This window comes from Caulobacter sp. 05L422, from assembly GCF_056397765.1.
In genome coordinates, this window is record NZ_JBFTOB010000008.1 from 120003 (window position 1) to 145340 (window position 25338).

Annotated in this window: 16 protein-coding genes; 4 read left to right on the top strand and 12 right to left on the bottom strand. The window is 68.7% G+C overall.

All coding sequences use genetic code 11. The features are described 5' to 3' along the window. Window positions 1-60 precede the first annotated feature (60 nt). Both AC1DMQ_RS09815 and AC1DMQ_RS09820 read right to left on the bottom strand, forming a co-directional pair. On the bottom strand, window positions 61-1644 hold the full coding sequence (locus AC1DMQ_RS09815; protein WP_477033369.1) for an AMP-binding protein: 1584 nt from the start codon (window positions 1642-1644) through the stop codon (window positions 61-63). Between the two features lie 26 nt (window positions 1645-1670). Next, window positions 1671-3335, bottom strand: a complete 1665-nt coding sequence (locus AC1DMQ_RS09820; protein WP_477033370.1) for a carboxylesterase/lipase family protein — start codon at window positions 3333-3335, stop codon at window positions 1671-1673. Between the two features lie 257 nt (window positions 3336-3592). Here AC1DMQ_RS09820 and AC1DMQ_RS09825 point away from each other — a divergent pair, with 257 nt between their 5' ends. After that, on the top strand, window positions 3593-4918 hold the full coding sequence (locus tag AC1DMQ_RS09825) for a spinster family MFS transporter (protein WP_477033371.1): 1326 nt from the start codon (window positions 3593-3595) through the stop codon (window positions 4916-4918). Window positions 4919-4931: 13 nt separating this feature from the next. Here the strand turns inward: AC1DMQ_RS09825 and AC1DMQ_RS09830 are convergent, their stop codons facing one another. Continuing rightward, window positions 4932-5609 carry a TetR/AcrR family transcriptional regulator gene (locus AC1DMQ_RS09830; RefSeq protein ID WP_477033372.1) on the bottom strand — a complete coding sequence of 226 codons (678 nt, stop codon included), beginning with the start codon at window positions 5607-5609 and terminating at the stop codon, window positions 4932-4934. A 218-nt stretch (window positions 5610-5827) separates the two neighbouring features. Between AC1DMQ_RS09830 and AC1DMQ_RS09835 the strand changes: the two genes are divergently transcribed. Together AC1DMQ_RS09835 and AC1DMQ_RS09840 are read left to right on the top strand one after the other, a co-directional pair. Further along, a complete protein-coding gene (locus tag AC1DMQ_RS09835) occupies window positions 5828-8875 on the top strand; it encodes a TonB-dependent receptor domain-containing protein (protein ID WP_477033373.1) in 3048 nt (1015 codons plus the stop codon). A gap of 76 nt (window positions 8876-8951) precedes the next feature. Continuing rightward, on the top strand, window positions 8952-10286 hold the full coding sequence (locus AC1DMQ_RS09840; RefSeq protein WP_477033374.1) for a glycoside hydrolase family 1 protein: 1335 nt from the start codon (window positions 8952-8954) through the stop codon (window positions 10284-10286). A 6-nt stretch (window positions 10287-10292) separates the two neighbouring features. On the opposite strand, the gene AC1DMQ_RS09845 is transcribed toward AC1DMQ_RS09840, so the two are convergent. From AC1DMQ_RS09845 to AC1DMQ_RS09875, 7 genes are all read right to left on the bottom strand, one after another. After that, window positions 10293-11093, bottom strand: a complete 801-nt coding sequence (locus AC1DMQ_RS09845; protein ID WP_477033375.1) for an SDR family oxidoreductase — start codon at window positions 11091-11093, stop codon at window positions 10293-10295. Window positions 11094-11135: 42 nt separating this feature from the next. Further along, window positions 11136-11852 carry a TetR/AcrR family transcriptional regulator gene (locus AC1DMQ_RS09850; protein WP_477033376.1) on the bottom strand — a complete coding sequence of 239 codons (717 nt, stop codon included), beginning with the start codon at window positions 11850-11852 and terminating at the stop codon, window positions 11136-11138. 106 nt (window positions 11853-11958) lie between these two features. Next, window positions 11959-14217, bottom strand: a complete 2259-nt coding sequence (locus AC1DMQ_RS09855) for a TonB-dependent receptor (RefSeq protein ID WP_477033377.1) — start codon at window positions 14215-14217, stop codon at window positions 11959-11961. 138 nt (window positions 14218-14355) lie between these two features. Continuing rightward, window positions 14356-16017: a carboxylesterase/lipase family protein gene (locus AC1DMQ_RS09860; protein ID WP_477033378.1), complete on the bottom strand. Its 1662-nt coding sequence runs from the start codon at window positions 16015-16017 to the stop codon at window positions 14356-14358. Further along, on the bottom strand, window positions 16014-17339 hold the full coding sequence (locus AC1DMQ_RS09865) for a spinster family MFS transporter (RefSeq protein ID WP_477033379.1): 1326 nt from the start codon (window positions 17337-17339) through the stop codon (window positions 16014-16016). The genes AC1DMQ_RS09860 and AC1DMQ_RS09865 overlap by 4 nt, the downstream gene beginning before the upstream one ends. Then, a complete protein-coding gene (locus AC1DMQ_RS09870; RefSeq protein WP_477033380.1) occupies window positions 17339-18610 on the bottom strand; it encodes a serine hydrolase domain-containing protein in 1272 nt (423 codons plus the stop codon). Before AC1DMQ_RS09870 ends, AC1DMQ_RS09865 begins: the two co-directional genes overlap by 1 nt. 102 nt (window positions 18611-18712) lie before the next feature. Then, the gene (locus AC1DMQ_RS09875) at window positions 18713-21256 is read right to left on the bottom strand and encodes a TonB-dependent receptor plug domain-containing protein (protein ID WP_477033381.1); all 2544 of its coding nucleotides are present in this window, start codon (window positions 21254-21256) and stop codon (window positions 18713-18715) included. Between the two features lie 283 nt (window positions 21257-21539). On the opposite strand from AC1DMQ_RS09875, the gene AC1DMQ_RS09880 reads away from it, so the two are divergent. Further along, the gene (locus AC1DMQ_RS09880) at window positions 21540-22232 is read left to right on the top strand and encodes a TetR/AcrR family transcriptional regulator (RefSeq protein ID WP_477033382.1); all 693 of its coding nucleotides are present in this window, start codon (window positions 21540-21542) and stop codon (window positions 22230-22232) included. A gap of 22 nt (window positions 22233-22254) precedes the next feature. Here the strand turns inward: AC1DMQ_RS09880 and AC1DMQ_RS09885 are convergent, their stop codons facing one another. Both AC1DMQ_RS09885 and AC1DMQ_RS09890 read right to left on the bottom strand, forming a co-directional pair. Continuing rightward, complete coding sequence (locus AC1DMQ_RS09885; protein WP_477033383.1) at window positions 22255-23733, bottom strand: AMP-binding protein; 1479 nt, start codon at window positions 23731-23733, stop codon at window positions 22255-22257. 145 nt (window positions 23734-23878) lie between these two features. Next, on the bottom strand, window positions 23879-25303 hold the full coding sequence (locus AC1DMQ_RS09890) for a helix-turn-helix domain-containing protein (protein WP_477033384.1): 1425 nt from the start codon (window positions 25301-25303) through the stop codon (window positions 23879-23881). Window positions 25304-25338: the final 35 nt, after the last annotated feature.

The following is a 25338-nucleotide window of genomic DNA, read 5'->3' on the forward strand; positions in this document are numbered from 1 at the left end:
TATTCTAACGTTAGTGAATATCTTTGGCGAGACGCCTTCGCAAGTGCGAAGGCCGTGTCGTCACCCACCGCCGTACTCCGAGCGCAGCCGGATCTTGTCGATCTTGCCGGTGGCCGCCAAAGGCATGCGCGGCAGGCGATAGACGGCGTCCGGGATCCACCACGGGGCCACGCGGCCGCGCAGGCAGGCCAGCAGGATCTCGTCGCTGACCTCGGCTTGCGTCTCGACCAGCAGGATCGGCCGCTCGCCCCATTTGGGATCGGACCGGCCGATGACGGCGGCGAGGGAGACCTCGGGCAGCGCCCCGACCACCGCCTCGATCTCGGCGGGATTGATCCATTCGCCGCCGGACTTGATCAGGTCCTTGGCCCGGCCCGTGATCATCAGGTTGCCCTCGGCGTCGATGCGCGCCAGGTCGCCGGTCGGGAACCAGCCGTCGGCGTCGGTCGCCGACGTGTCGTGGCCGAAATAGCGCTCGACCACCGCCGCCCCGCGCACCCGCAGATGGCCCTCGACGTCGCGCTGCTCCGGCAGGGGCGTCCCGTCGGCGTCGGTCAGCAACAGGTCCACGCCGATGGCCGGACGGCCCGAGAGCGCGGCGTGGGACGGCGCGCTGAGCGGGGCCACCGTTCCGGACGGCGACAGCTCGGTCATGCCCCAGCTGGTCTGCACCCGCACGCCCAGGCGCTGCTCGATGCGCTCCATCAGGGCCGGCGGCATCGGCGCGCCGCCGACGATGATGCGCTTGAGCGACGGCAGCTCGCCGCCGGTCGCCTCCAGGTGCTCGACCAGGCCCAGCCAGACGGTCGGCACGCCGACGCCGATCGTGACGTCCTCGGCGGCGATCAGGCGGGCCAGGCTGGCGCCGTCGGCCAGGCGCCCTGGCAAGACCAGCTTCGCGCCGACAGCCGGGGCGGCGAACGGCAGGCCCCAGGCGTTGGCGTGGAACATCGGCACCACCGCCAGGACGCTGTCCGCGCCCGAGATCGCCATCACGTCGGCCTGCAGCGCCCGCAAGGTGTGCAGGAAGCTGGAGCGGTGGGTGTAGGTCACCCCCTTGGGCGCGCCGGTGGTGCCGGAGGTGAAGCACAGGCCGCAAGGCGCGGTCTCGTCGAACGCACCCCAGACCACCTCGCCGGTCGCCTGGGCCAGCAGCGTTTCCAGCAGGACGGCCGAGCGCCCGCCGGGGCCCTGCGGAACCGCCTCGCCCACGGCGTCGATGATCAGCAGGTGCTGGACCCCGGGAACGCGCTCCAGGATCTGGCCGGCCAGCGGCGCGAGGTCGGCCGAGGCGATCAGGATGCGCGCCCGCGACTGGACGATCATCGCCGCCAGATGGTCGGCGGTCAGGCGTGGATTGAGCGTGTGGCAGACCGCGCCCATGCCCATGATCCCGTACCAGACCTCGACATGGGCCTGGCTGTTCCAGGCCAGGGTCGCCACGTGGTCGCCGACGCCGACGCCCAGGTCGATCAGGGCCGCCGACGCCCGCCGGCTGCGGACCATCAGGTCCGCATAGCTGATCCGATCGATCTGGCCGTCCTCGCGCGCGGTCACGACCTGCGCGTCGGGACGCCATTTGGCCGCGTGCTCCAGGAACTTGTCGAGCGTCAACGCGAACGTCTGCATCTCACCGTCAATCATCGGCACTCTACTCATCGGCGCTCTGCTCACCGGCATTGGGGAACCGCGGCCGGAAGCGGCGGCGCAATGACGCCGACGTTCCAGTTCCACGGGGTGTCGCCCTGCGCCCGGCGGCGGCACATGACGGTTTCGTTCAGGTCGTACATGCCGGGCCGCACGTGCGCGGCCGGCTGCGGCCCCTCGCCGAAGAGCATGTAGGCGCGGTCGCTCGCGTAGGGCTTCCAGGCGGGCTCGCCGGCCGCCTTGGGGACGCCGTCGCGGGCGAACGAGGCCCAGTAGCCGATCATGGCCGCCGACAGCCTGGCCTCGGCGGGCGTGTCCGGGTTCTTCGGCCAGGCCGGCGGGGTCGTCTTGGCCGTGCCGAAGACGTACGGGATCTCGCTGGCGTGGAAGGCGTGCAGGCCCGCCGCATCCGCCGCCGGATAGCCGTGGTCGAACAGGTAGAGATAGCCCGGCGCGCCGGCGGCGGTCTGCTTGACGACCAACCGTTCGGCGGTCCAGCCGTAGAGCGCGTCGCGCGGCGCCAACTGCACGCTCTCGGGCACGTCGCTGGACGGATAGAGTTTCAGGAAGTCGTCGGCCAGGTCGCCGTAGCGCTTGCGGATCTCGGCCTCGTAGGCGGCCGCGTCGGCGGGTGGCGGCGGGGCCAGGAAACGCAGCGAGCGGATCTCGCCGCTGTTGAAGCCGGCCAGGATCGGCACGCGGGCCTGCTCGCCGCGATCGAACGCATCGACCAGCTGGGCCGGCAGCACCTTGCCGTCGATCGCCCCGAAGGTCTGGAAGCCCGCCGTCAGGGCCGAGGTCGTCAGGGTCTCGGCGTCCATGGCCCGCAGGTCGGCCAGGCTCTTTGCCCCCAGCTTGGCGGCCGTCGCCGCGCCCATGGCCTCGGCCGGGATATGGCCGAACTTCGGCTCGCTCAGACTCGGCGTCGAGACCATGTAGGCGCTCTGGGCGATCGCCTTGTGGAACAGCCCGCGGGCCGGCGGCGAGGCCATCAGGTACATGACGCTGAGCCCGCCGGCCGACTCCCCGGCGATGGTGACGTTCTTCGGATCGCCCCCGAAGGCGGCGATGTTGTTCTGGACCCAGCGCAGGGCGGCGATCTGGTCGAGCAGGCCGTAGTTGCCCGAGACGTGATCGGGCGACTCGGCGCTGAGCTCCGGATGGGCCATGTAGCCCAGGACGCCCAGGCGATAGTTGATCGAGACGACCACCAGTCCCTGTTTGGCCAGGGCGGTCCCGTCGTACATCCCCTCGCTGCTGGCGCCGCCGATCAGCGAGCCGCCGTGGATCCAGACCAGCACCGGGGCCTTCTTGATCTTGTCGGGCGCCCAGATGTTCAGCGACAGGCAGTCCTCGCTCATCGATTTCAGCGTGGAGCTGTAGATGCCGCCCGGACGGGGCTTGGGTTGATAGCAGGCCGGACCGAAGTCGAGCGCGTCGCGCACCCCGCTCCAGGCCGGCGCGGCGACGGGCGGCTTCCAGCGTTGCGCGCCCACGGGGGCGGCGGCGTAGGGCACGCCCTTGAAGACCTTCAGGCCGTCCTGATCGACGCCGCGAAGCGCGCCGGCCGGCGCCTTGACGACGGCCTGGTCGGCCCAAGCCGCGGCCGGCGCGAACGCCAGGACCGAAAGCCCCAGGGCCAAGGCTCGGGACGTCAGCGAACTCAAGGAACCTGTCCGAGTCTTCATGATGTTTCCTCCCCGTCTCCGCGTCGATCGTGGGCGCCGACGTTGCACAGACAGCGTGCCGACGATGCCGGCGCCTGTCAACATTCACTCTCGTGCGCGTGAACTTGATCTTTGATCGTGTTTGAGCGCATGCTCGGGGAAAGCCAAGCTCGAAAACGGCGGCTGGGAGGAAAACCCTTGAAGACCACGTGTGCGAAAGCGCCGCGAACCCGTTCGCGCGGCCAGATGAAACCCGGCGGCGCCCTGGTGGCTCGCCGATGACCGCTTCCCCCTCCCCTGTTCTCCAGGCGGATCAGCCCGCGCCCCCGACCGCCGTGAGCGGCCGCGCCTGGATCGTCCTGGCCACGCTGTGGTTCGTCTATGTCCTGAACTTCCTGGACCGGCAGTTGATGTCGATCCTGGCCAAGCCGATCCAGGACAGCCTGCACGTCACCGACGGCCAGCTGGGCCTGATCGGCGGCCTCTATTTCGCGATGTTCTACTGCTTCATCGCCATTCCGGTCGGCTGGCTGGCCGACCGCACCAACCGCGTCGCGGTGCTGTCCCTGGCCTGCGGGATCTGGAGCGCGGCGACGGCGGCCTGCGGGTTTTCCGCCAACTACGCCCAGTTCGCCGTGTCGCGGATGACGGTCGGCTTCGGCGAGGCCGGCGGCGTGCCGCCCTCCTACGCCATCATCTCCGACTACTTCCCGCCGGGTAAGCGCGGCACGGCGCTGGGCATCTACAACCTCGGCCCGCCGGTCGGGGCGGCGCTGGGCATCGCCTTCGGCGCCGCGATCGCCGCGGCCTTCGACTGGCGCCACGCCTTTGTCGTGCTGGGCGTGATCGGGGTCGTGACGGCGGGCATCCTGCCGTTCATCGTCAAGGAACCGCCGCGCGGCGGCCTGGACGGCCTGGCCGGCGCCGCGCCCATCAAGGCCGGCTTCTGGTCGACGCTGACGATGTTCTTCTCGCGCCCGACCCTGGTGCTGGCGGCCCTGGGCAGCGGTGCGACCCAGTTCGTCACCTACGGCCTGGGCAACTTCACCACCCTGTTCCTGATGCGCGAGAAGGGCATGGCCCTGGGCGACGTCGCGCTGTGGTACGCGCTGGTGGTGGGGATCGGCATGAGCGCCGGGATCTTCGTCTCCGGCCGGGTGATCGATCGCTTCACCGGCAAGTCCAAGATGGCCTACGCCATGGCCCCCGTCATCTCGCTGACCCTGGCCATCCCGTTCTATATCGGCTTCGTCTGGGCCCCGACCTGGCCGTTGGCCCTGACCTTCCTGATCGGCCCGACGTTCCTGAACTACTTCTATCTGTCGTCGGCGGTGACGCTGGTGCAGCAGGAGGTTCGGCCCGAGCAGCGGGTAATGTCCGGCGCGCTGCTGCTGCTGGTCATGAACTTCATCGGCCTTGGCCTGGGCCCGACCTATGTCGGCATGGCCAGCGACTTCTTCCGCGCCAGCCATCCGCACAACTCCCTGCAGATGGCGCTCTATACGCTGGTGCCGTTCTACGTGCTGGCGGTGGGGCTGTTCCTGTGGCTGGCCCGGACCTTCGCCCGAGCTGAACGCAAGGAGAGGGCCGAACGCGCCGCCTGACGGTTCGCGGGCTTCACGCCTTCAGCGCGATGAAGCCCGCGGCCATGAAGCGGGCGATCCGCTTCTTCACGGCCGGGAAGTCGTCGGAATGGCAGATGCCGCTCGACAGCCGATCGATCCGACCCGTTCGCGCCAGGGTGTTCATCAGCGCGCCGCTGACGAAGTGATAGCCCCAGAAGATCTCCTCGTCGGCGTAGTTCGGCAGGGCCCTTCTCAGGATGCCGACCAGCTTCAGCACGACGGGGTCGAAGTGCTCGTCCATCAGCGCCGCGCCCTCGGGCGTGTTGCTGACCCGCGCGCAGAAGGCGGCGTAGTTCATCCAGTGCTCGCCGCCCTCGTAATAGAGGTCGAGGTCCGTATCGAGGAAGGCGTGCAGCGCGCCCTCGACGGTGGGCTCGTCGCCCGCCGCCCGCTCGTACTGCTCCAAGGCCACCATCCGTCGCCCCGCCGTCACCCCGGCCCGGCGCGCGAACACGGCCTCGAACAGGTTCACCTTGTCCTTGAAGTAGTAGTTCAGCAGCGTCGTGTGGATGCCCACCCGCTCGGCCACGTCGCGCAGGGTCACGCCGTAGAGGCCGTTCTGCGAGAACAGGTATTCGGCCGCGTCCAGAATCTGCTCGAGGCTGTGGGCGCGCTGTTCGGCCTTGGTGCGCCGCCCCGCCTTGATGTCCTCAGCCGTCGCTCCAGCCAACCCGTCCTCCTGGTCCCAACCCTGCGCTTAGTCGGGTCTGCGCGTAGTCGGGGCGTGGCGCGCCCGTGTCAATCGTTCCCCTAGCGGCAATCGCTTCGCCAGCGCCTCAAACCGGGGTCGCTGAACAATGATCGATTGACGCTGCCGCGACGAGTGGGCAACATTCACTCTTGTGAGAATGAGCGTTTAGAGACTCATTTCGACGGGGAGGTCGCCACATGAAAATCGGGCTTACGAGCGTATCGGGCGTCGCGCTCTTGATCGGGGTCGCCGGCCTCGCATCGCCGGCATGGTCGCAGACCACGCAGAAATCTTCGGACCAGGCCACGCAGGTCGAAGAGATCGTCGTCACCGGCTCCAACATCCGGGGTTCGGCGCTCGACGCCGCCCTCCCCGTCGAGGTCTATTCGCAGCAGGCGCTGGAGAAGCAGGGCTCGCCGACCGCCCTCGAATTCGCCAAGAGCCTGACCATCTCGGGCCCGACCACGGGCGAGTCCTACTATTTCGGCGGCCCGACCCTGGTCGGCTCGGTGAACTACAATCTGCGCGGCCTCGGAGCGGACAAGACCCTGGTCCTGCTGAACGGCCGGCGGATGAACCAGAACACCGCCAACGTGCCCTCGATCGCCCTGGCCCGCACCGAGATCCTCAAGGACGGCGCGGCCGTGATCTACGGCGCCGACGCCACCGGCGGCGTCGTCAACTTCATCACCCTGGACCACTTCGTCGGCCTGCAGACCCAGGCGCAGTACAAGTACATCGACGGCTCCAAGGGCGACTATTCGGTCGGCGTCATGGGCGGGATCGGCGAGGACCGGGTCAACCTGCTGGTCTCGGCCGAGTACGAGCACCGCTCGCGCCTGAACACCATGGAGCGCGACTTCACCAAGGCCTCGCTGACGCCGGGCGCCGGCTACAATCCCGCGCCGTGGTCGACCCTGACCAACCTGACCGGCTGGCAGCCGCGCGGCGCCCTGCCCGCCGTCCCCACCGCGACGGACGTCGGCGAATGGGGCGCGCCCCTCGGCGGCCTGGTCTCGGACTTCACGCCCGCCAGCTGCGCCGCGGTCGGCGGCCGCTACGACAACGCCTTCACCTGCGCCTACAACTACATCTCGTACTACCGGCTGGTGGAAAAGCAGGACACCTACCGCCTCTATGCCCAGTTGAAGGCGGACATCACCGACAACATGAAGTTCCACGCCGACGCGTCCTATGGGCGCGTGACCCTGCCGCAGGTGATGGGCTCGCCGGCCCAGCCGGTGTCGCGCGGTCCGGCCCTGACGACCGGGGCGGTCAATCAGTTCTACGTGCCGATCGCCAACCCGTTCGCGGCCGAGTTCGCCGCCGCGCACGGCATCGTCGGCGCCCAGGGCTTCACCCCGACCACCTACCGGCTGTTCGGCCACGGCGGCAATCCGTACTATTCGGGCGGCGACGGCTTCGGCGTGGCCGACAAGATCGACAACAAGGTCTGGCGCGTGTCGGGCGGGATCACCGGCGACCTGGGCGACATCGCCCCCTTCGCCAAGGCCGTCGGCTACGACTTCGCCCTGACCTATAACGACGCCTACAACTACAACACCCACGCCGACACCATCGGCTATCGCCTGGAAGAGGCCCTGAACGGCTTCGGCGGCGCCGGCTGCCAGGCCGTCGACCTGGACCCGACCCGCTTCGGCACCCAGAACCCGGGCGCGGCCGGCAAGAACGGCTGCATGTGGTGGAACCCCTTCTCCAGCTCGTTCAAGGGCCAGCCGGTCCGGGGCCTGGCCAACCCCAACTACATCGCCGGCCACGAGAACCCCGAGGACCTGAGCCTCTGGATGTTCGACCCGCGCGCCGTCGAGACCAAGAGCAACAACTTCACCGCCGACCTGGTGTTCAACGGCCAGTCGGGCCTGAAGCTGCCCGGCGGCGAGATCGGCTGGGCCGTGGGCGCGCAGTACCGCACGTTCGAGAGCCGGCAGATCGTTGTCAGCCCCTTCAACAACGGGACGGTCCAGTGCGAATGGCCGCACGGCACCACCAGCGCCAACGGCCCGGGCTCGCCGAACCTGGAAGCCAATCCGACCGCGACCAACAATCCGAACTTCCGCGGCTGTACGCCCGACGCGCCGGGTCCGTTCGTCCTGTTCGCCCCGACCATCCCGGCCCAGGCCGATCAGAGCCAGTACTCGCTGTTCGGCGAGCTGCAGGTGCCGGTGCTGTCCAACCTGAACTTCCAGCTGGCCGCCCGCCGCGAGCGGTTCTCCAACGACCTTGGCGCGACCGTCTACAAGGTGTCGGGCAAGTGGAACGTCTGGGGCCCGCTGACCCTCCGCGGCTCGTACGGCACCAACTACCAGACCCCGCCCCTGGGCGTGACGCCCGGCGCGATCACCGTGGCCGCGCGCACCTATACGGTGGCCGCCAACAACTGGCTGGCCGCCCAGTTCGTCACCGACGCCGACCTCAAGCCGGAAACCGCCAAGACCGCCAACTTCGGCGCGATCTGGCAGAGCCGCGGCTTCGCAGACGATCATAACTTCCGCCTGATCGTCGACTATTTCGACATCCGGACGAAGGACCAGATCGGCCAGGTCGCCGATCCCAACCAGATCGCCAGCCTGGTGTTCAACGGGGCCGGCGGCACGATCACCACCTGCGATCCCGCCGTCCAGCCGCTGCTGCGCCGCATCACCTTCAACGCCGCCTGCGCCGTGGGCATGAACGGCGTCGGCACCTTCTCGGCGGTGTCCACCCGCTACGGCAACGGCCCCGGCCAGACCACCAACGGCTTCGACATCCAGTCCAACTACGGCCTGCCGCTGGGCCCAGGCAATCTGGACGTCAGCCTCACCGCCACCCGGGTGACCGAGCTGAAGACCGGTCCGACCACCCTGGACGGCGTGACGATCTCGACCGGCGACGACCGCCTGGGCACGCTGAACTTCGCCACCTTCGCGCAGGCGGCTCCCAAGTGGCGCGCCAACCTGGGCGTCAACTACGGCCTGGGCCGCCAGAACTTCCGCCTCGGCGTCAACTTCGTCTCGGCAGTCAAGGACGAGCGGGCCGGCGTGCAGTACGGCGAGGACGGCGAGAACTGGATCACCACCGACTTCACCTATCGCCTGGAACTGGACGGCGACCTGGCCCTGACGGCGACGGTGGCCAACATGTTCGACCGCGACCCGCCGCCCGCCCAGGAGGAGTTCGGCTACGACCCGTGGACCGGCAACCCGATCGGCCGGACGATCGAGTTCGGCCTCAAGAAGACGTTCTAGGTTCCTTCCTGCCTCGGGCGGACGGCCTTGGTCGTCCGCCCTTCTTTTTGCGACCTCTGCCTAGAGGAAGAAGACCATGAGCACGCGGAAACCGTCGGCCGTCGAGCGTCGCGACATCCTTGCCGGCGCGGGCGCGGCGTTGGCCCTTTCACCCAGCCTCGCCCACCCGGCGGACAAGGCCAAGCCCAAGCGCGCCGCCCCGCCCGGCTTCCTGTGGGGGACGGCGATCTCGGCCTATCAAAGCGAGGGCGGCAACACCAACAGCGACGCCTGGCTGATGGAGAACATCAAGCCCAGCATGTTCAAGGACCGCTCGGGCGACGCCTGCGACAGCTATCATCGCTACGCCGAGGACTTCGCGATCGCCGGCGGCCTGGGCCTCAACTGCTACCGCATGGGCGTGGAGTGGGCGCGGATCGAGCCCAGCGAAGGCCATTTCTCCGAGGCCGAACTCGACCACTACGCCCGCATGCTGGAGGCGTGCCGCGCGCGCGGCCTCAAGCCGATGGTGACGCTGAACCATTTCACGACGCCGCTGTGGTTCGCCAAGCGCGGCGGCTTCGAGGTCCCCGACGCGCCGGCCCTGTTCGCCCGCTACTGCGCCAAGGTGGTCGAGCGCCTGGGCGGTCTGATGGACAGGGTCACCACCTTCAACGAGGCCAACATCCGGCTGCTGGTTGACCTGATGCCGGGCATCCAGGCCGCGATCCAGGCCGTCAAGGCGGCCATCGCCGCGGCGGCCAAGGCCACGGACTCCCCGCGCTTCTCGCGGCTGGCCTATGCGGATCCGCAAGTGGTCTCGCCGATCATGCAGGAGGCTCACCGACAGGCCTATGACGCGATCAAGGCGGTCCGCCCGAACCTGCCCGTCGGCCTGACCCTGACCACCCAGGACATCCAGTCGGCCGGAGATCCTAGCCTGGTCGAGGTCTATCAGCGTCGGCTCTATGGCGACTGGGTCGAGGTGGCGCGGACCCATGCCGACTTCTTCGGCGTCCAGACCTACACCCGGTTCATCGTCGACGAGAACGGCGTGAAGGCCCCGCCGAAAGGGGCCGAACTCACCCTCTCAGGATACGAGTTCTATCCGCAGGCCCTGGCCAACACGATCCGCTGGGCCCACAGAGCGATCGGCAAGCCGATCTACGTCACCGAAAGCGGCATCGCCACGAACGACGACGCCCGTCGGATCGCCTTCATCGACCAGGCGCTGGACGGCGTGCGGCAATGCCTGGACGAGGGCATCCCGGTCCACAGCTATCTCTACTGGTCGCTGCTGGACAATTTCGAATGGACGTCCGGCTACGGCGTGCCCTTCGGCCTGGTCGCCGTGGATCGCCAGACGTTCAAGCGCACGCCACGCCCCAGCGCCGTACACCTGGGCCGGATCGCCCGCGCGAACCTGATCTGAAGGCCTTCAGATGATGGTCGCGCCGCCGTCGACCACGAGGGTCTGGCCGGTGATGTGGCCGCCGGCGTCGGAGGCCAGCAGCAGCGCCGCGCCCATCAGGTCGGTCGGACCGCCCAGCTTGCCCAGCGGCGTCCAATGCAGCATCTCGTCGCCGTGCGTCTCGACGGTGGCCAGGGTCATCTTCGAGGGGAAATACCCCGGGGCCAGGGCGTTGACGCGGATGTTGCACGGGCCCCACTCGGCCGCCAGCGCCCGGGTCATGTTGATGACCGCGCCCTTGGCGGTGTTGTAGGCGATCGTGCCCGGCCGGTCGGGATGGTGGCCCTGCAGTCCCTCGATCGAGGCGACATTGACCACCGCGCCCTTGCCCTGCTTGAGGAAGGCCGCCTTGGCCACCGCCTGGGTCAGCAGGAAGAGGCCGGTCACGTTCAGGTCGATGACCTTGGTCCAGCCCTCCAGCGGATAGTCCTCGGCCGGAGCGCCCCAGACCGTGCCGGCGTTGTTCACCAGGATGTCGATCCGGCCGAAATGCTGGAGCACCCAGTCGGTCAGGACGGAAGCCCCGTCCGGCGCGCCCAGATCGGCGGCGAAGCCGAACGCCGAGACGCCCTGGCCGCGCAGTTCGGCGACGGCGGCCTCGAGCTCGGCCTGCTTGCGGGCGACCAGCACGACGGCGGCGCCGAACTCGCCCAAGGCGCCGGCGATCTGCAGCCCCAGTCCGCGCGATCCGCCGGTGACGATCGCCACCCTGCCCGCGAGGTCGAACAGGCCGGCCAGCACGCCGGAGCTCCGCACAGCTGCGCTCATCACTTGCTCTTTCGCTGTTTCAAAGACGTACGGGCGCGTTTGCTACGCGTCGGCGGTCCCGCTCCGGCAGATCGCCTCGAAGCCCGCGGCCATGAACCTGGCCATGTGCCGCCGGATCGAGATGAAGTCGTCGGACGAGCACAGCCCGTGCGACAGCTCGTCCAGGCGCCCGGTGCGGGCCATGTTGTGGGTCATCGCGCCGGACACGAAGTGGTAGCCCCAGAAGATCGTCGCCTCGTCGCAGTCGGGCATCGCCTTCTTGAGCAGGTCGATCAGGGCCAGGACGACCGGGTTGAAGTACTTGGTCATCTTCTCGGCGCCCCAGCCGGCCGCGCTGTTGGCCTGGGCGCTGATCTTGCCGAAGGCGATCCACTGTTCGGTGTCGTGGATCTGGACGTTGAGGTCGGTGTCGATCCAGGCGTGCAGCGCGCCCTCCACCGTGACCTTGTCGCCCACCTCCTGGGCGTAGCGCCGCATCGCCTCGAGGCGGTTGCGCGCCGAAACGGGCGCCCGCCGGGCCCAGACCGCCTCGTAGAGGCTCTCCTTGCCGTTGAAGTGGTAGTGGATCAGCGTCGAGCTGACCCCGACCCGCGCGGCCACGTCCTTCAGGGTGACGCCGTGATAGCCGAACTCGGCGAACAGCTGCTCGGCGGCGTCGAGGATGCGCTCGATCGACTCCTCGCGGACACGCGCCTTGTGCTTTCCAGGGCGAGGCGGCTTCGGCCCAGTCTTCGGCTTGGCTTGATCGGTGGTGCTCATCGGTCTTCGGGTATCGGCTTTGCGACGGACGCGTCAACGTGGCCCAGAAGTCCGGGCCTGGGAACGGGCGACCCGCCAGGAGCCGCCCGTGGGATCACGATCCCGCTCAGAACTCGTAGCCGAGCCGCAGGCCGAACGTACGTGGACGGAGGATCGCGTAGCGGCTGTAAACGAAGGCCTCCGGATGGATGTAGGTCGTCGCGCGGCTGTTGCCGAGGTTCTCGCCGTAGAGCATGGCGTTCCACTTGCCGAACCGCGCGCCGGTCTGGAGGTTGACGTAGGTGTAGCTGTCGGTGCTGTCGTACAGCGGGCTGACGACACCGGCCTTGCCCGGCGTGTTGGGGAAGCCGTTCGGGAACGAGCCGACGTGCTGGACCTGGATGCTGGTGAAGCCCGTGGCCTGGCCTCCCAGAGCATAACTGTAGGTTCCGAACAGCGACCCCTGTACATGCGGCGAGGCCAGGCGCGCCCCGTCCACGGCCCCGGAGATCGTCGCCTCCTGGGTGGTGAGTTCTGTGACGTTGGCCTTGTTCAGCGAGCCGTTGACGCCCAGCACCCAGCCCGTAGCCGGCGCGAAGGTGACCTCCGCCTCGAGCCCCTTGCTGGCGGCGCGGCCGACATTGGTCGCGAACTGGACCGAGTCCGACTGGCGGTTGGCCTGAACCTGGATGTTCTTCCAGTCGATGTAGTAGGCGGCCAGGTTGGCGGTCAGCTTGCCGTCCAGCCAGCGCCCCTTCAGGCCGACCTCGTAGTTGATCAGATTGTCCGAACCGGCCCCGGCGGGAATGACCAGGTCGGTCGGATCCACGGTGCTGACGCTGCCGGCGCGGGCGTTGTAGACGGGGGTCCGATAGCCCGTGGACGCGGTGACGTAGGTCGTCAGGTCGCGCGACGGCTTGTAGGTCAGGCTGGCCTTCCAGGACGCCTTCTCGGCCGAGGGATACTTGGTGGTCGCCGCCGGGGTGGGCACGATCGCCAGCGGCCCTGAAAGGCCGAACAGCGCGTAGGTGAAGTAGGCCGTGTTGAAGCCCGGATAGGTGTCCACCTCACCGCCGTACTTGCCGTAGCGGAGGCCGCCGGTGGCCGAGAGCTTGTCGGTCAGGTGGTAGGTCAGCTCGCCGAAAGCGGCCAGCTCGTAGGTCTTCGTATCGGCGCCGAACCTGGCGAAGGTCGTCCCCGGCAGTCCGGTGATGCCGCGGGCGGTGAGGAAGGCCTGGCTCGACCGGTCCTCGCCGTTCAGGTCGGTGTCGCGGTGCAGGTAGAAGCCGCCCGCCACCCAGTCGAACCGGCCGCCCGCGTCGGACGCCAGCCGCGTCTCCTGGACGAAGGTCTTCGATTTGAAGCTGTCGTACAGATAGAACGGCACGGTCAGATTGAAGGTGCCGCCCAGGTCGACATTGAACAGGCTGTCGGCGATCGAATAGGTCGACGAACTGGTCAGGCGCGCGCCGTCGAACTGGTACTCCAGCGTGCCGTTATAGATCTGGGTCTTGGACGTGTACTGGTCCGGAATGGTGCTGTAGCGCTTGCGGTCGCCCAGCGACGGCGTCGTCAGCGAGGCGTCCTCGGGATCGCTGTCCTCGTAGGAGGCCAGCAGCCTGACGCTGAGCCGGTCGTTCGGCTTCCACAGCATGATCGCGCGGCCGCCCCAGTCGGTCAGGGCGTTGGCGTTCTTGACCCCGGTGCCGACGTTGTCGACGAAGCCGTCCTCGTTTCGATAGAAGCCGACCACGCGCAGGCCCAGGGTGTGCTCGACCAGCGGGATGTTGACCATGCCGTTGTAGCGCTGGCGGACGCCGTCGCCGTCCGGCGTGTAGCCGATGTCGGCCAGGGCGGAGGCGTCATAGCCCGTCAGGTCGGGGCTCTTGGTCAGGACGCGAAGCGCGCCCGACAGCGAACCCGAGCCGAACAGCGTGCCCTGCGGACCGCGCAGGAACTCGACACGCTCGACGTCGTACAGGGCAGGGTCGAGCGTCACGGTGTTGCCGATCGTGCTGAGCGGCAGCTCGTCCATATAGATGGTGGTGGTCGTCTGCAGGCCGGCGCCCCAGCCGTTGGTCGAGATGCCCCGGACGGTGAAGCGGGCGTTGTTGTCGCTGGCCCTGTTCAGCACGACGCCGGGCGTTTCCCGCGCGATCCCCTCGAAGCCGACCACGCCCTTCTGGGTCAGTTCGGCCTGCGAGAAGGCGGTGATGCTGAGCGGCACGTCCTGGAGGCGTTCGCTCCGCCGGGTCGCGGTGACGACGACTTCCTCGACGTTGGTGACGGCGGTGGTTTCACGCGGCGCGGCGCTGGTTTGCGCGACGGCCGGCGTAGCGGCGGCCATCAAGGCGAGCAGCGACACCGTATAGGCAAGACGGCTCATGGTTCCCTCCCCTGTCGCCGCCGCGCCCTTGGTGACGCTGTTCGACGAACGGCGGAACCATCGCACCGCCGTTCCGGAAGAGTCAATACTGACTAACGAGTAAGTCAGTATTCAGTGAGCTAGCCCGCCCTCCGAGGGTCAGGGGCAGGCCGGCGTCGGGCCCGGCATGACCGGGGAGACAAGGCCCACGTTCCAGTTCCAGGCTTGCTCGCCGCTCGCCCGACGTCGGCACATGACGCGTTCATTGAGCGCGAACATGCCCGGCATGAGGTTCGAGGCGGGCGTCGGCTGTTCGCGGAAGGCCATGTAGGACCCTTGCGGCGCATAGGCCGGCCAGGCCGCCGCCCCCTTGGCCTGGGGACGCCCAGTCCTGGCGAAACTGGTCCAATAGCCGATCATGGCGTCGGACAGCGCCGCCTCCTCCGTCGTGGCCGGCGCCTTGGGCCAGCGCGGCGAGGTCCGGTCCATGGTTCCGAACATGTAGGGCACGTCGCTGGCGTGGAAGGCGTGCAGTCCCGCCTGGTCCGCGCTGGGATAGCCGTGATCGAACAGATAGAGGAACGAGGGTTGGCCGGCCTTCGCTTGCGACCGCACCAGGCGTTCGGACGTCCAGCCGTAGAGGGTGTCGCGGGTGGTGGCCAGGACGCTCTCTTCCAGGTTCGACGCGGGATAGAGCGCCAGGAAATCGTCGGCGAGGTCGCCGTAGCGCTCGCGGATCACCCGTTCGTATTCGGCGGCGGTCTTCGGGGCCGGCGGCGCGAGGAACCGCAAGGAGCGGATCTCCCCGCTGTTGAAGCCGGCCAGGATCGGCACGGACGCCTGCTCGCCGCGATCGAACACGTCGACCAGTTGCCCGGGAAGAACGACGCCGTCGACGACGCCGAAGGGGAGGAAGCCGGCTTGCGCCGCGCCGTCCGTCACGACCTGCGGGTCCATCGCCCGCAACGCCGCCAGGTTCGGGGCCTTCAGGGCGCCCGCCACATAGACGCCGGCGCCCTCGCCCGATGGCGAGCCATAGCGCGCGGTCTTCAGCTCGGGCGTGGAGATCATGTAGGCGCTCTGGGCGATCGCCTTGTGGAACAGGCCGCGCGCCGGCGGCGAGGCCATCAGGTACATCACGCTGAGCGCGCCTGCGGACTCGCCGGCGATGGTGACGTTGCCGGGATCGCCGCCGAACGCGGCGATGTTGCGCTGGACCCAGGTCAGGGCCGCGATCTGGTCGAGCAGCCCGTAGTTGCCGGAAACGCCGACCGGCGACTCCTTGCTGAGCTCGGGATGGGACAGGTAGCCCAGTGCGCCCAGCCGGTAGTTGATCGACACCACGACCGTCCCGGCCGTCGCCAGCTTGGCGCCGTTGTAGACGGCGGAGCCGCCCCTCCCCGACACCAGCGAGCCGCCGTGAATCCAGACGATCACCGGGGCCTTCCCCTTGGTCGACGGCGTCCAGACGTTCAGGGTGAGACAGTCTTCGCTGGTGACGCCCATGTCGGCCGAATAGATTGAGGGCGGGCCCGGCGTGGGCTGGATGCACGCGGCGCCGGATCGGCCGGCGTCACGGACCCCGGTCCAGGACGCGGCCGGCGCGGGCGGCCGCCAGCGGCCGGCCCCGACGGGCGGCGCGGCGTAAGGGATGCCCTTGAAGGCCGAGGTCCCGGCGTCGGCAACCCCTTCAACCGTACCTGCGGGCGCGGCGACCACGGGTCGCGCGTCGTCGGCGAACGCCGKGGCGGAGCCGAGCGTCGCGGTCAGCACGGCCGCCGCGCTCACCGCACCGCGCAAGGCCTTGGAGAGGTTGATCATTGGACAGCTCCGGTCTTGGGGGACTTGCCAAGCACTCTCGCCAGCAACAGGAACAGCCCGATGGCCAGGCCGTAGAACGGGACCAGGGTGTAGAGCGCCATCTGCAGCGAGTTGCCGGGATACGCCCCCCGGAAGAAATCGCTCGCGGCGCCGACATAGGTCGGGCCCAAACCCAGGCCGATGAAGTTCATCACCAGCAGCAGCAAGGCGCCCGACATCACCCGCTGATTGGGCCTGACCTCGGTCTGGACCAGGGTCACGGCCGACGACAGATAGACGTGGTTCAGGCACATCGCCGGAAGCAGGAAGGTCAGCGCCACCGGCCAGGTCGGGGCCCAGACGAAGCCAATGTAGAAGGGCACGGCGGCGACCAGCGCGATGGCCGGCGCCAAGGCGAAGGCGCGCTTCGACAGGCGGGTGAAGCGATCGATCAGCCAGCCCGACCCAAAGATGCCCACGCTCATGCCCACGCCGACGACCACGGCGTACCAGAGGGCGACCTCGCGAAGGGTCATGCCCTTCTCGCGCATCAGGAACAGGGTGGCGAAATTGCCCAGGCCGTAGGTGACGAACTGGGTCGAGCCGCTGCCCAGGGAGACCAGCAGCAGCGAGGGATTGGAGAAGAACATGCGCAGGGTTTCGCCGAACCCCGCTCGGGGCGGCGCCGCTTCGCCTACCGCCCGATCAAGCCCGCCCCGCTTGGGCTCGCGCACGATGAACGTCAGGGCCAGGGCCGCGACGACGCCGACGGCGCCGGTGACCAGGAAGGCGTCGCGCCAGCTGAAGGCCGCCGCCACGGAGGCCCCGAACGCGATGCCCAAGGCCGCGCCGACCGGCGGACCGAGATTGTAGAGGCCCAGCGCCGTTCCCCGCCGTCCGGGCGGAAAATAGTCGCTGATGATCGCATAGGAGGGCGGGACGCCGCCGGCCTCTCCGAAGCCGACCGTCATCCGCGCGACGGCGAACGAGCCGTAGGATTTGGCCATGCCGCAAGCCATGGTCGCCACGCTCCAGACGCCGCAGGCGATGGCCAGCACGGCCACGCGGTTGGTCCGGTCGGCGAGCCAGCCCACGGGAATGGCGATGAAGCAGTAGAACGCCGCGAAATAGAGGCCGCCCAGCAGCCCAAGCTGGCTGTCGGTGATGTGCAGCGTGTCCTGGATCGGCTTGGCCAGGATCGACAGCAACTGCCGGTCCAGGAAGTTCAGCACGTAGATGAACCAGAGGCACGCCAGGGCGACCCAGGCCCGCCGGTCGGGCGAGCGCGTCTCGGCCAGGGTCGACGGCGACGCCGGCGCCAAGGCTTCATCGGCATTGCTCATTATCGTCCCTCGGATTGCTGGGGCTGCAACGCGGCGTAGACGCCACGCTGGTACTCAGGCAGGGCGCGGCGGCCGGCCGCGCCTCGACCCGTGGCGATCGTCGCCCCGGAGTGCGCGGTCACCGGCACCTGGTGCTGGATCAGATAGATCATGATCAGGTCATGGACGGGATCGGCCTGCCACCAGGTGCCGAAGATCCCCGGCCAGGTCATCGAGCCCGGGGCGCCGCAGGCATAGGGATTGTCGACCGGATCCTCGGCGATCGAGAGCCCCAGCCCGAAGCCGGACTTCCGCCAGAGGGGCATGCCGGCGAACGGGATCTGGCGTTGCGCGTCGGTCAGCCGATTGGTCCGCATCAGCCGGACCGTCTCGGGCCGCAACAGGCGGACCCCGTCCAGGGCCCCCTCCCCCAGCAGCATGCGCGCGAACCGATGGTAATCCGCCGCCGACGAGATCAGCCCGCCGCCCCCCGGCGTGTAGGCCGGCGGCTCGTCGTACATTTCCGGTTCGACCTTCGCGAGCCCGCCCGCCGCCTCGTCGTATCCGTACAGGCTGGCAAGGCGGCTTCGCTTTTCGCGCGGAAGCCAGAAGTCGGTGTCCGCCATGCCGAGCGGCGCGAAAATCCGTTCTTGCAGAACCTGGCGCAGCGGCTTGCCCTCGACCCGGCCGATCAGGAAGCCCAGCACGTCGGTCGAATGGCCGTAGTGGAACCGCTCGCCGGGCTGATGGGCCAATGGCAGACCCCCGAGCGCGGCCAGCCACTCGTCGGGGGTCAGGTGGTTCATCGCCGGATCGCCGAGGGCGCGCTCGTAGGCCGGCTGCAGCGGCCCTTCCGAGGAAAAGCCGTAGGCGACGCCCGAGCGATGGGTGAGCAGGTCCTCGATGGTGATCGCGCGCTCCGCCGCCACCGTGTCGTCGAGGGGCCCCGCGGCGTCGCGCAGCACGCGCGGATCGGCCAGCTCCGGAACCCAGCGCGAGATCGGGTCCGTCAGCGCGATCTTGCCCTCCTCCACCAGCATCAAGGCCGCCACCGAGGTGATCGGCTTGGTCATGGAGGCGATACGGAACTGTGTGTCGGACCGCATCGGGGTCCTGGTTTCGATGTCGCTCCAGCCGATCGCCTCGGACTGGACGATCTCGCCGCTTCGCGACGTGAGGGTCACGACGCCCGCCAGCTCGCCACGGTCTACGAACGCCTGGAGCGCGGGTCCGATCGCGGCAAGCTTGTCGGGGTCGAGCCCCTGGGCGCGGCGGACGGCATTGCGGGTCATCAAACGGGGCGCTCCGGCCGGGCACAGGTCAGTGTCGGGTGTTCAAGACGCGCCGGCCGCACCGCGGGGATTGTCCCCGCGGCCGCCGGCGCCGCGGCCTGATCAGAAGGTCTTCCGCAGGCCGAGCGCCACATAGCGCCCGATCGGGTTGTAGTTGCCGCCGATGCCGTCGGTCGCCGGGAAGAACGGCGGGGTCTTGTCGAACAGGTCGTTGACCTGCAGGGCCAGCTCCGTGCCTTCCGTCAGGCCGGCGTTCGGCAGGGTCCAGGCAAGACGAAGATCGACCGTCGTGTACGGATCGGCCTCGTACGTGCTCGTCCCCGTCGGGGTGGCGAAGGCGTTCGTGACGCCATCCCGGTAGTTGACGAAGCCTACGAAGCTGACCGGGCCGGCCGTAAGCCCCCCCGTCGCCCGAAGCGTCATTTGAGGGACGCCCAGCTTCAGGGCGTCCGACACGGGCGCCGTGGGCGAAAGCTGGGTGTCGAACTTGAAGATGTAGTTGCCCGCCAGGCCTCCGTACACGACGCCGAAGCTAGTCGAGCGCCGGTAGCTGACGTCGAAGTCCAGGCCGTTGGTCTTGCGGACGCCGAAATTGCCGCGGCGCAGGTCCAGCACGTTGCCGATCACGGGCAAGGGCGTCGGCAAGGTGACTGGCACCGCGATCGACAGCAGGCTGGCCAGCTGGGTCGCGGAAGGATTGCGATAGACGACCGACGCGAAGGTCGGGTCCGTGAACACCAGGCTCGTCGGCGGCGTGCCGATCACGTCGGTGAAGTTGATGTCGTAGAAGGTCGCGCTGGCCCGGAAGCCCGGCAGGAAACGCGGCGTGAGGTCGACGCCGAACGAATAGGTCCTGGCCTGTTCCGGCTGGAGGTCGCGATTGCCCCCGAGCAGGTAGACCGTGTTGACCTGCGCGGCGCCGCGCGTCGGGTCGCGAGCGGCCACGGCCGCGGTCGCGGCGTCCAGGTAGTACGAACCGACGGTCGCGCCCACGTCGCGCAGGCCGGGCGCCCTGAACGACTGGCCGTAGGTGCCGCGAAGGGTGACGCCCTCCACCGGATCCCAGTTGAGCCCGACCTTGGGATTGGTCGTCGTTCCGAAGTCGCTGTAGTCGTCGTGGCGAGCCGACAGCGACAGCGACAGGCGATGCATGAAGCGCGCCTCGTTGCCGGCGCCGAAGATCGGCACGAACAGTTCGCCGTAGACGGACTTGATGTTGCGCCCCAGGTTTTCGGGAACGGGAGTCGTTCCGACGACGCCGCGCTGGGCGAACGTCTCGCGCCGATACTCGGCGCCGGCCGCGATCTTCAGGTCCCCGCCCGGAAGGGTCAGCAACGGCCCGTCGATCTTGACCGCGGCGAGCTTGGTGCGCTGCTTGATGGTGACGCTGGTCGCGTAGTCGGTGATGCCCGTGACGACCGACGGCGAGGTGCCCTGGCCGAACGGATCCAGAGCCGTGGCGAGGGTGGTCCCGGCCGCCGCCGCCGCGAGCGCCACGGGATTGATCATGGGCTGGAAGGCGACATGCTCGGCCGCGTCATAGGTGCCGTAGACGCTCAGGCTGAAATCGCGCGGCAGCCGCACATCGGCGCCGGCGGACGAGTTGGCGGCCTTCACGTGGTAGGTCTGTTCGAAATGGTCCGCGCCGACCAGATTGTCGGGACGGAAGAAGACGGTCTCGAACGTCGCGCCGCTGCCTGGCGGCGCCTTGAAGAACGGATTGAAGGCGGTGAGCAGCACCGCCTGGGCGGGGATCGCCGCCTGGACCGTGTCCTTGCGGTCCGAGTAGAGCACGTCGCCCCAGAGCGTCACGCGGTCGCCGACCTCCTGCCGGGCGCTCAGGAAGCCGCTGTGCAGGCGCGAGGCCGGGACGAGATCGACCGGGGCTCCGAGGTCGCAATAGTTGGTCGTGTTCGGCGCCAGGGCGGGCGCCGCATAGACCGTGGCGCCGACGACCACGTTGGGCGAGGCGCAGCTGGTTCCCCGGGTGTCGACCCCGCCGTACGGCCGGAAGTCCACGGTGCGATAGTCGCGGTCGCCGCCCATGACATTGCCGTTTTCCGAATACTGGTAGGCGGCCAGGATCGATCCGCCGGTCCACTCGCGGCCGGCCAGGGCGCTGGCGCTGAACGTGTGATAGTCGTCGGCCACGCCGTAGCGCGCGGCCATCTCGAGGCCGGAATAGCGCTTCCGGGTGATGAAGTTCACGACGCCGGCGATGGCGTCCGAACCGTAGATCGCCGAGGCGCCGTCCGCGACGATCTCGACGCGTTCGATCGCCAGGTCCGGAACGAACGGGAAGTCGGGGTTCGTCTCGTTGGCGCCCCCGGCGACGACCCGGTGGCCGTTCAGAAGCGGCAGGGTCGCGGCGGCCGGCAGGCTGCGCAGTCCGGGCGCGAACGCCCCGGCTCCGCCGTTGGCGGCGCGCGGCGCGGTGTTGAAGCTGTTCAGTTGCGGCACGGTGGCCAGCAGATCGGGCGTCGTGGCCGCGCCGATGGCCTTGATCTCCTCGCGCGAGACGCTGATCAGGTTCGAGCCGATCGGGGGAACCCCTCGGATGCTCGATCCCGTGACGATCAGCTCTTCGAGCACGTTGTCCGAGGCTTCGGTCGCCGACCCGGCCGGCGGGTTCGCCGTCTGGGCCACGCCGTGTCCGGCCACGAAAAGCATAGCGACGAGCGACGTACCGGACAGCGCGACCTGCCGCGCAGTTTTCCAGGCTTTAGCCATTTCGAACCCTCCCCATTTGTTTTTTGCTTGTCCAAATCGGTACCCAGGGAGGAGCGATCCGTCAAGTTCATTCATTTAGCACTAAATGAAATATCTGCACGCGGTCGCTTGACCGGATGAGTCCGCCGCCCCATCGTCCCCCGACGATTGAGTGGATGGCGTCTTCTCCGGACGCGTACGATTTGGAAGGCCGCAGGTTATGGCAGCAGCGTCGAAACCCGAGGGGCGCCGCACGCGCGCCGAACAGCGGGCTACGACCGTCAAGACGATCCTCGACACCAGCGAGGATCTCTTCGCCCAGCTCGGCTATTTCGGGGTCACCATCAAGGACGTCGCCGACCGGATGGGCATCCATCCGGCGCTGATCCACTACTACTTCGACGGCAAGAAGGCGCTGTTCGACGCTGTCTTCGAACGCCGGGTGGAGTACGCGGTCACCACGCGGACGGCCGGCCTGGACGCGTACGCAGCCGAAGCGGGGGGCCACCCCACCGTCGAGGGCGCGTTGCGCTGCTATTACGACCAGGCGTTCGACGTCTACATCAACGGCGACGAGGGCTGGCGCAACTTCGGCCGGATCTTCTCGCAGGTGAACAACGCGCCCGGCTACGGCGCGGAGAAGATGGACACCTATTTCGATCCCCTGGTGCTGCGGTTGATCGACCTTCTGCAGCAGGCCTTGCCCGACGCGCAGGCCGAGGATCTTTTCTGGAGCTTCCAGTTCACCTCGGGCGCCTATTCGCTGATCCTGTCACGGACCGGCCGCATCGACCGCCTGTCGGGCGGCCTGTGCGCGTCCGACGACTTCGAGGCGGTCCGCGAGCGGTTCGTGACCTTCATGGCCGGCGGGTTCGACGCCCTCTACAGGCACAGGAAGTCGAAGGCGGACTGAGCCAGCCCGCCTCGACCCCGGGTCACGACGGGACAAGACCGTCCGCCGCGACGACCAGTCGCGCGTCGCGAAGCGCGGCCCGGCGCACCTTGCCGGCCTCGTCCCGCAACGGCTCGCTGGTGAACTCGACGCTCTTGGGCAGCTTGAACCGAGCCAGGCGATCGGCGACGAACTCGAGAAGCTCGGCCTCTTCCAGTCCCTCCCCCTCGACCGGCTGCACGATCGCATGGACGCGCGCGCCCCATTCCTCGTCCGGCAGCCCGATCACCGCGCTGGTCCGGACGGCCGGATGGGCGTCGATCGCCGCCTCGACCTCGGCCGGATAGATGTTCGCGCCGCCCGAGATGATCAGGTCGTTGCGGCGGTCGGAAAGATAGAGATAGCCCTCCTCGTCCACCCGCCCCAGGTCGCCCGGCGACTCCCATTCGCCGACGCGTCGCGGCGTACTGCCCAGATAGTGGTAGGTCGATCCCGCGCCGCCCCGCGGACGGAAATAGACCTCGCCGACCTCGCCGACCGGGCGCTCCTGCCCCGCCTCGTCGAGGATCTTCAGCTCATAGCCCTCGCGGACGCGCCCCACCGAACCGCGGTGGGCCAGCCAGTCCGTGCCCGAGATCATCGTCGATCCGGTCGCCTCGGTCGTGCCGTAGTATTCCCAGACCCGCTCGCTCCCCAACCAGCCGATCCACGCCACCTTGAGCCAGGCGGGGCAAGGAGCCGCCATGTGCAGCATCATGCGCAGGCTGGGCAGGGTGAAGCGCGCGAGCGTGTCGGGCTCCAGGCGCCAGATGCGGTGCATCATCGTGGGCACCATGGTCACCCAGGTCACCTGGTGAGCCTCGATCAGTTCGAGCGCGCGAAGCGCATCGAACTTGCCCATCTCGACGATCGTGGCGCCGACGAACAGGCCCATGTGGATGCAGTGGAACGGGGCGTTGTGATAGAGCGGCCCGGGGTTGAGGATCACGTCGCCGGGCTGCTGGCCCAGAAAGCCCTCCTGCGGGTTCCACCGCGCCGGCATGGCGTCGACGATCACCTTCGGCCGCCCGGTGGAGCCGCCGCTGGTCATCGCCTTCCAATGCGGCGAGACGGCTTCCGGCAGCGCATCGGCCGAATATCCGTCGAGCGCGCTCCGGTCGCCGGTGACGACGGGCACGCCGGCCCCGGGCGGGACGCCGACGAACAGCTTGGGGCGAACGATGTCGAGGATCGCCTCCATCTCGGGGCGCGGGAGCTTGGCGGCGACGATGTTCGGGATCGCGCCCAGCTTCCAGAGCGCGAAGGTGGTCTCGTAGAATTCCAGGCCGTTGGGCAGCGCGACCGTGACGAAGTCGCCCTGGCCCACGCCATGCGCCGCCATCATCCGGGCCCGCCGGTTCGCGCGCGCGTCCAGCTCGTCATAGCCGACGCGGACATCGTCCACGATCAGCGCCGTCCGGCCGGGGGATCGACGGGCGTGGTGGGTGAGAATGGAGCTTAGTGCGACACCATCGTTCGACATGGCGGTAACGCCTCCCTGGCGGCCCTCCCCTCGACGTCTTCTGTGGCGCGTCCGAGCTGGGCGGTGATCATAGAACCGCCTCTCATTAATTTAGCAGTGAATGAATGAAAAGAGGATTCGTTCGAGAACGCCGGCCAGGCCAGCCTCAGGCCGCGAACGGGAACGGCGACAGGGCCTTGCTGTTCTCCTCGACCAGCAGGGTGCGGTTGATCGGCGCGGCGGCCCGTTGCGGACAGGCCGGCCGCTCGCAGATCCGGCAGGACGGCCCGATCTCGACCGCCACGGGCGCGGCGATGTCCAGACCCCGGGCGTAGACCAGCTTGCCGGCGTGCTTGAGCTCGCAGCCCAGCCCGATCACCAGTTCGTCCTCCAGCCCCGCCTGCAGTCCCGACACCCGCCGCACGGTGCGCGACAGGGTGAAGTAGCGCTCGCGATCGGGCGTCTCGATCACCTGGGTGATGATCCGGCCGGGGGTCTTGAAGCTGTCGTGGACGTTCCAGCGCGGACAGGCGCCGCCGAAGCGCGAGAACGGGAATGGCCCGGCCGCGAAGCGCTTGGAGATGTTCCCCGCCGCGTCCAGCCGCATCATGAAGAACGGCACGCCGCGCGACCCTGGCCGGCTGAGCGTGGTCAGGCGCTGGGCGGCCTGCTCGTAGCTGATCCCGAACCGCGAACGCACCCGCTCGATGTCGTAGCCGCTGGCCTCCATGGCCGCGAGGAAGGGCTCGTAGGGCGTCATGATCGCCGCGGCCAGGTAGTTGTCGAGGAAGACCTTGAGCAACTGGCGCGTGGCGCGGTCGGGGGCCTGGAAGCGGTCGGTCAGGGCCGACAGCGTCTCGCCCGTCTCCATCAGGCCCAGCTGGTAGCACATGGCGAAGATGCGGCTGGCCGGGGCCAGGGTCTCCGACAGCATCAGCCGCTTGCGGTGATGGTCGTAGCGCCGCAGCGAGTCGGCCATCACCTCGACCGGCATGACCCGGGTCTGGATCCCGAAACGCTCGAGCAGCCGCGCCCGGACGGCCGGACCCAGGTCCTGGGGATCGGCCTTCATCGCCGCGACGATCGCCTCGGCGGCCGTCTCCAGTTCGGCGAAGTGGTTGCGCTGCGAGCCGACGAGGTCGCGCACCCAGTCTGTCGGCGAACTGGACGACACCGGCGCGGCGCCGTCCGGCCGTTCGAAGGCACCCAGGTCGATCAGGCGGCCGCGATCCAGATAGGCGCGATAGAGCCGCGCCATGGCCTCGGCCATGCCCGGCGACAGCTCGGCGACCTCGGCGGCCTCGTGCCGGCTGACGCCCAGGTCGGCGAACATCTTGTCGGCCAGCACCTCGTCCAGCCCCGCGCCGCCGCCCGGATCGTCGGCCGACAGGCTGCGCAGGTCCAAGTCGTAGGCGTCGGCCAGGCGCAGCAGGATCTGGGCGGTGACCGGCCGCTGGTTGCGCTCCAGCAGGTTCAGATAGCTGGCCGAGACGCCCAGGTTCTCGGCCATGCGGCTCTGGGTGACGCCCAGGTCGCGCCGCAGCCGCTTGAGCCGGCCGCCGAGAAACAGCTTCTTGTCATGGGTCGCCATTCGGTCACGTTGTCACAACTTTACAGAAAATACAA

Coding starts and splice junctions, on each gene's coding strand:
- AC1DMQ_RS09815 (WP_477033369.1), bottom strand. CDS start 1,644: ATGATTGACGGTGAGATGCAGACGTTCGCGTTGACGCTCGACAAGTTC.
- AC1DMQ_RS09820 (WP_477033370.1), bottom strand. CDS start 3,335: ATGAAGACTCGGACAGGTTCCTTGAGTTCGCTGACGTCCCGAGCCTTG.
- AC1DMQ_RS09825 (WP_477033371.1), top strand. CDS start 3,593: ATGACCGCTTCCCCCTCCCCTGTTCTCCAGGCGGATCAGCCCGCGCCC.
- AC1DMQ_RS09835 (WP_477033373.1), top strand. CDS start 5,828: ATGAAAATCGGGCTTACGAGCGTATCGGGCGTCGCGCTCTTGATCGGG.
- AC1DMQ_RS09840 (WP_477033374.1), top strand. CDS start 8,952: ATGAGCACGCGGAAACCGTCGGCCGTCGAGCGTCGCGACATCCTTGCC.
- AC1DMQ_RS09845 (WP_477033375.1), bottom strand. CDS start 11,093: ATGAGCGCAGCTGTGCGGAGCTCCGGCGTGCTGGCCGGCCTGTTCGAC.
- AC1DMQ_RS09850 (WP_477033376.1), bottom strand. CDS start 11,852: ATGAGCACCACCGATCAAGCCAAGCCGAAGACTGGGCCGAAGCCGCCT.
- AC1DMQ_RS09855 (WP_477033377.1), bottom strand. CDS start 14,217: ATGAGCCGTCTTGCCTATACGGTGTCGCTGCTCGCCTTGATGGCCGCC.
- AC1DMQ_RS09865 (WP_477033379.1), bottom strand. CDS start 17,339: ATGAGCAATGCCGATGAAGCCTTGGCGCCGGCGTCGCCGTCGACCCTG.
- AC1DMQ_RS09870 (WP_477033380.1), bottom strand. CDS start 18,610: ATGACCCGCAATGCCGTCCGCCGCGCCCAGGGGCTCGACCCCGACAAG.
- AC1DMQ_RS09880 (WP_477033382.1), top strand. CDS start 21,540: ATGGCAGCAGCGTCGAAACCCGAGGGGCGCCGCACGCGCGCCGAACAG.
- AC1DMQ_RS09885 (WP_477033383.1), bottom strand. CDS start 23,733: ATGTCGAACGATGGTGTCGCACTAAGCTCCATTCTCACCCACCACGCC.
- AC1DMQ_RS09890 (WP_477033384.1), bottom strand. CDS start 25,303: ATGGCGACCCATGACAAGAAGCTGTTTCTCGGCGGCCGGCTCAAGCGG.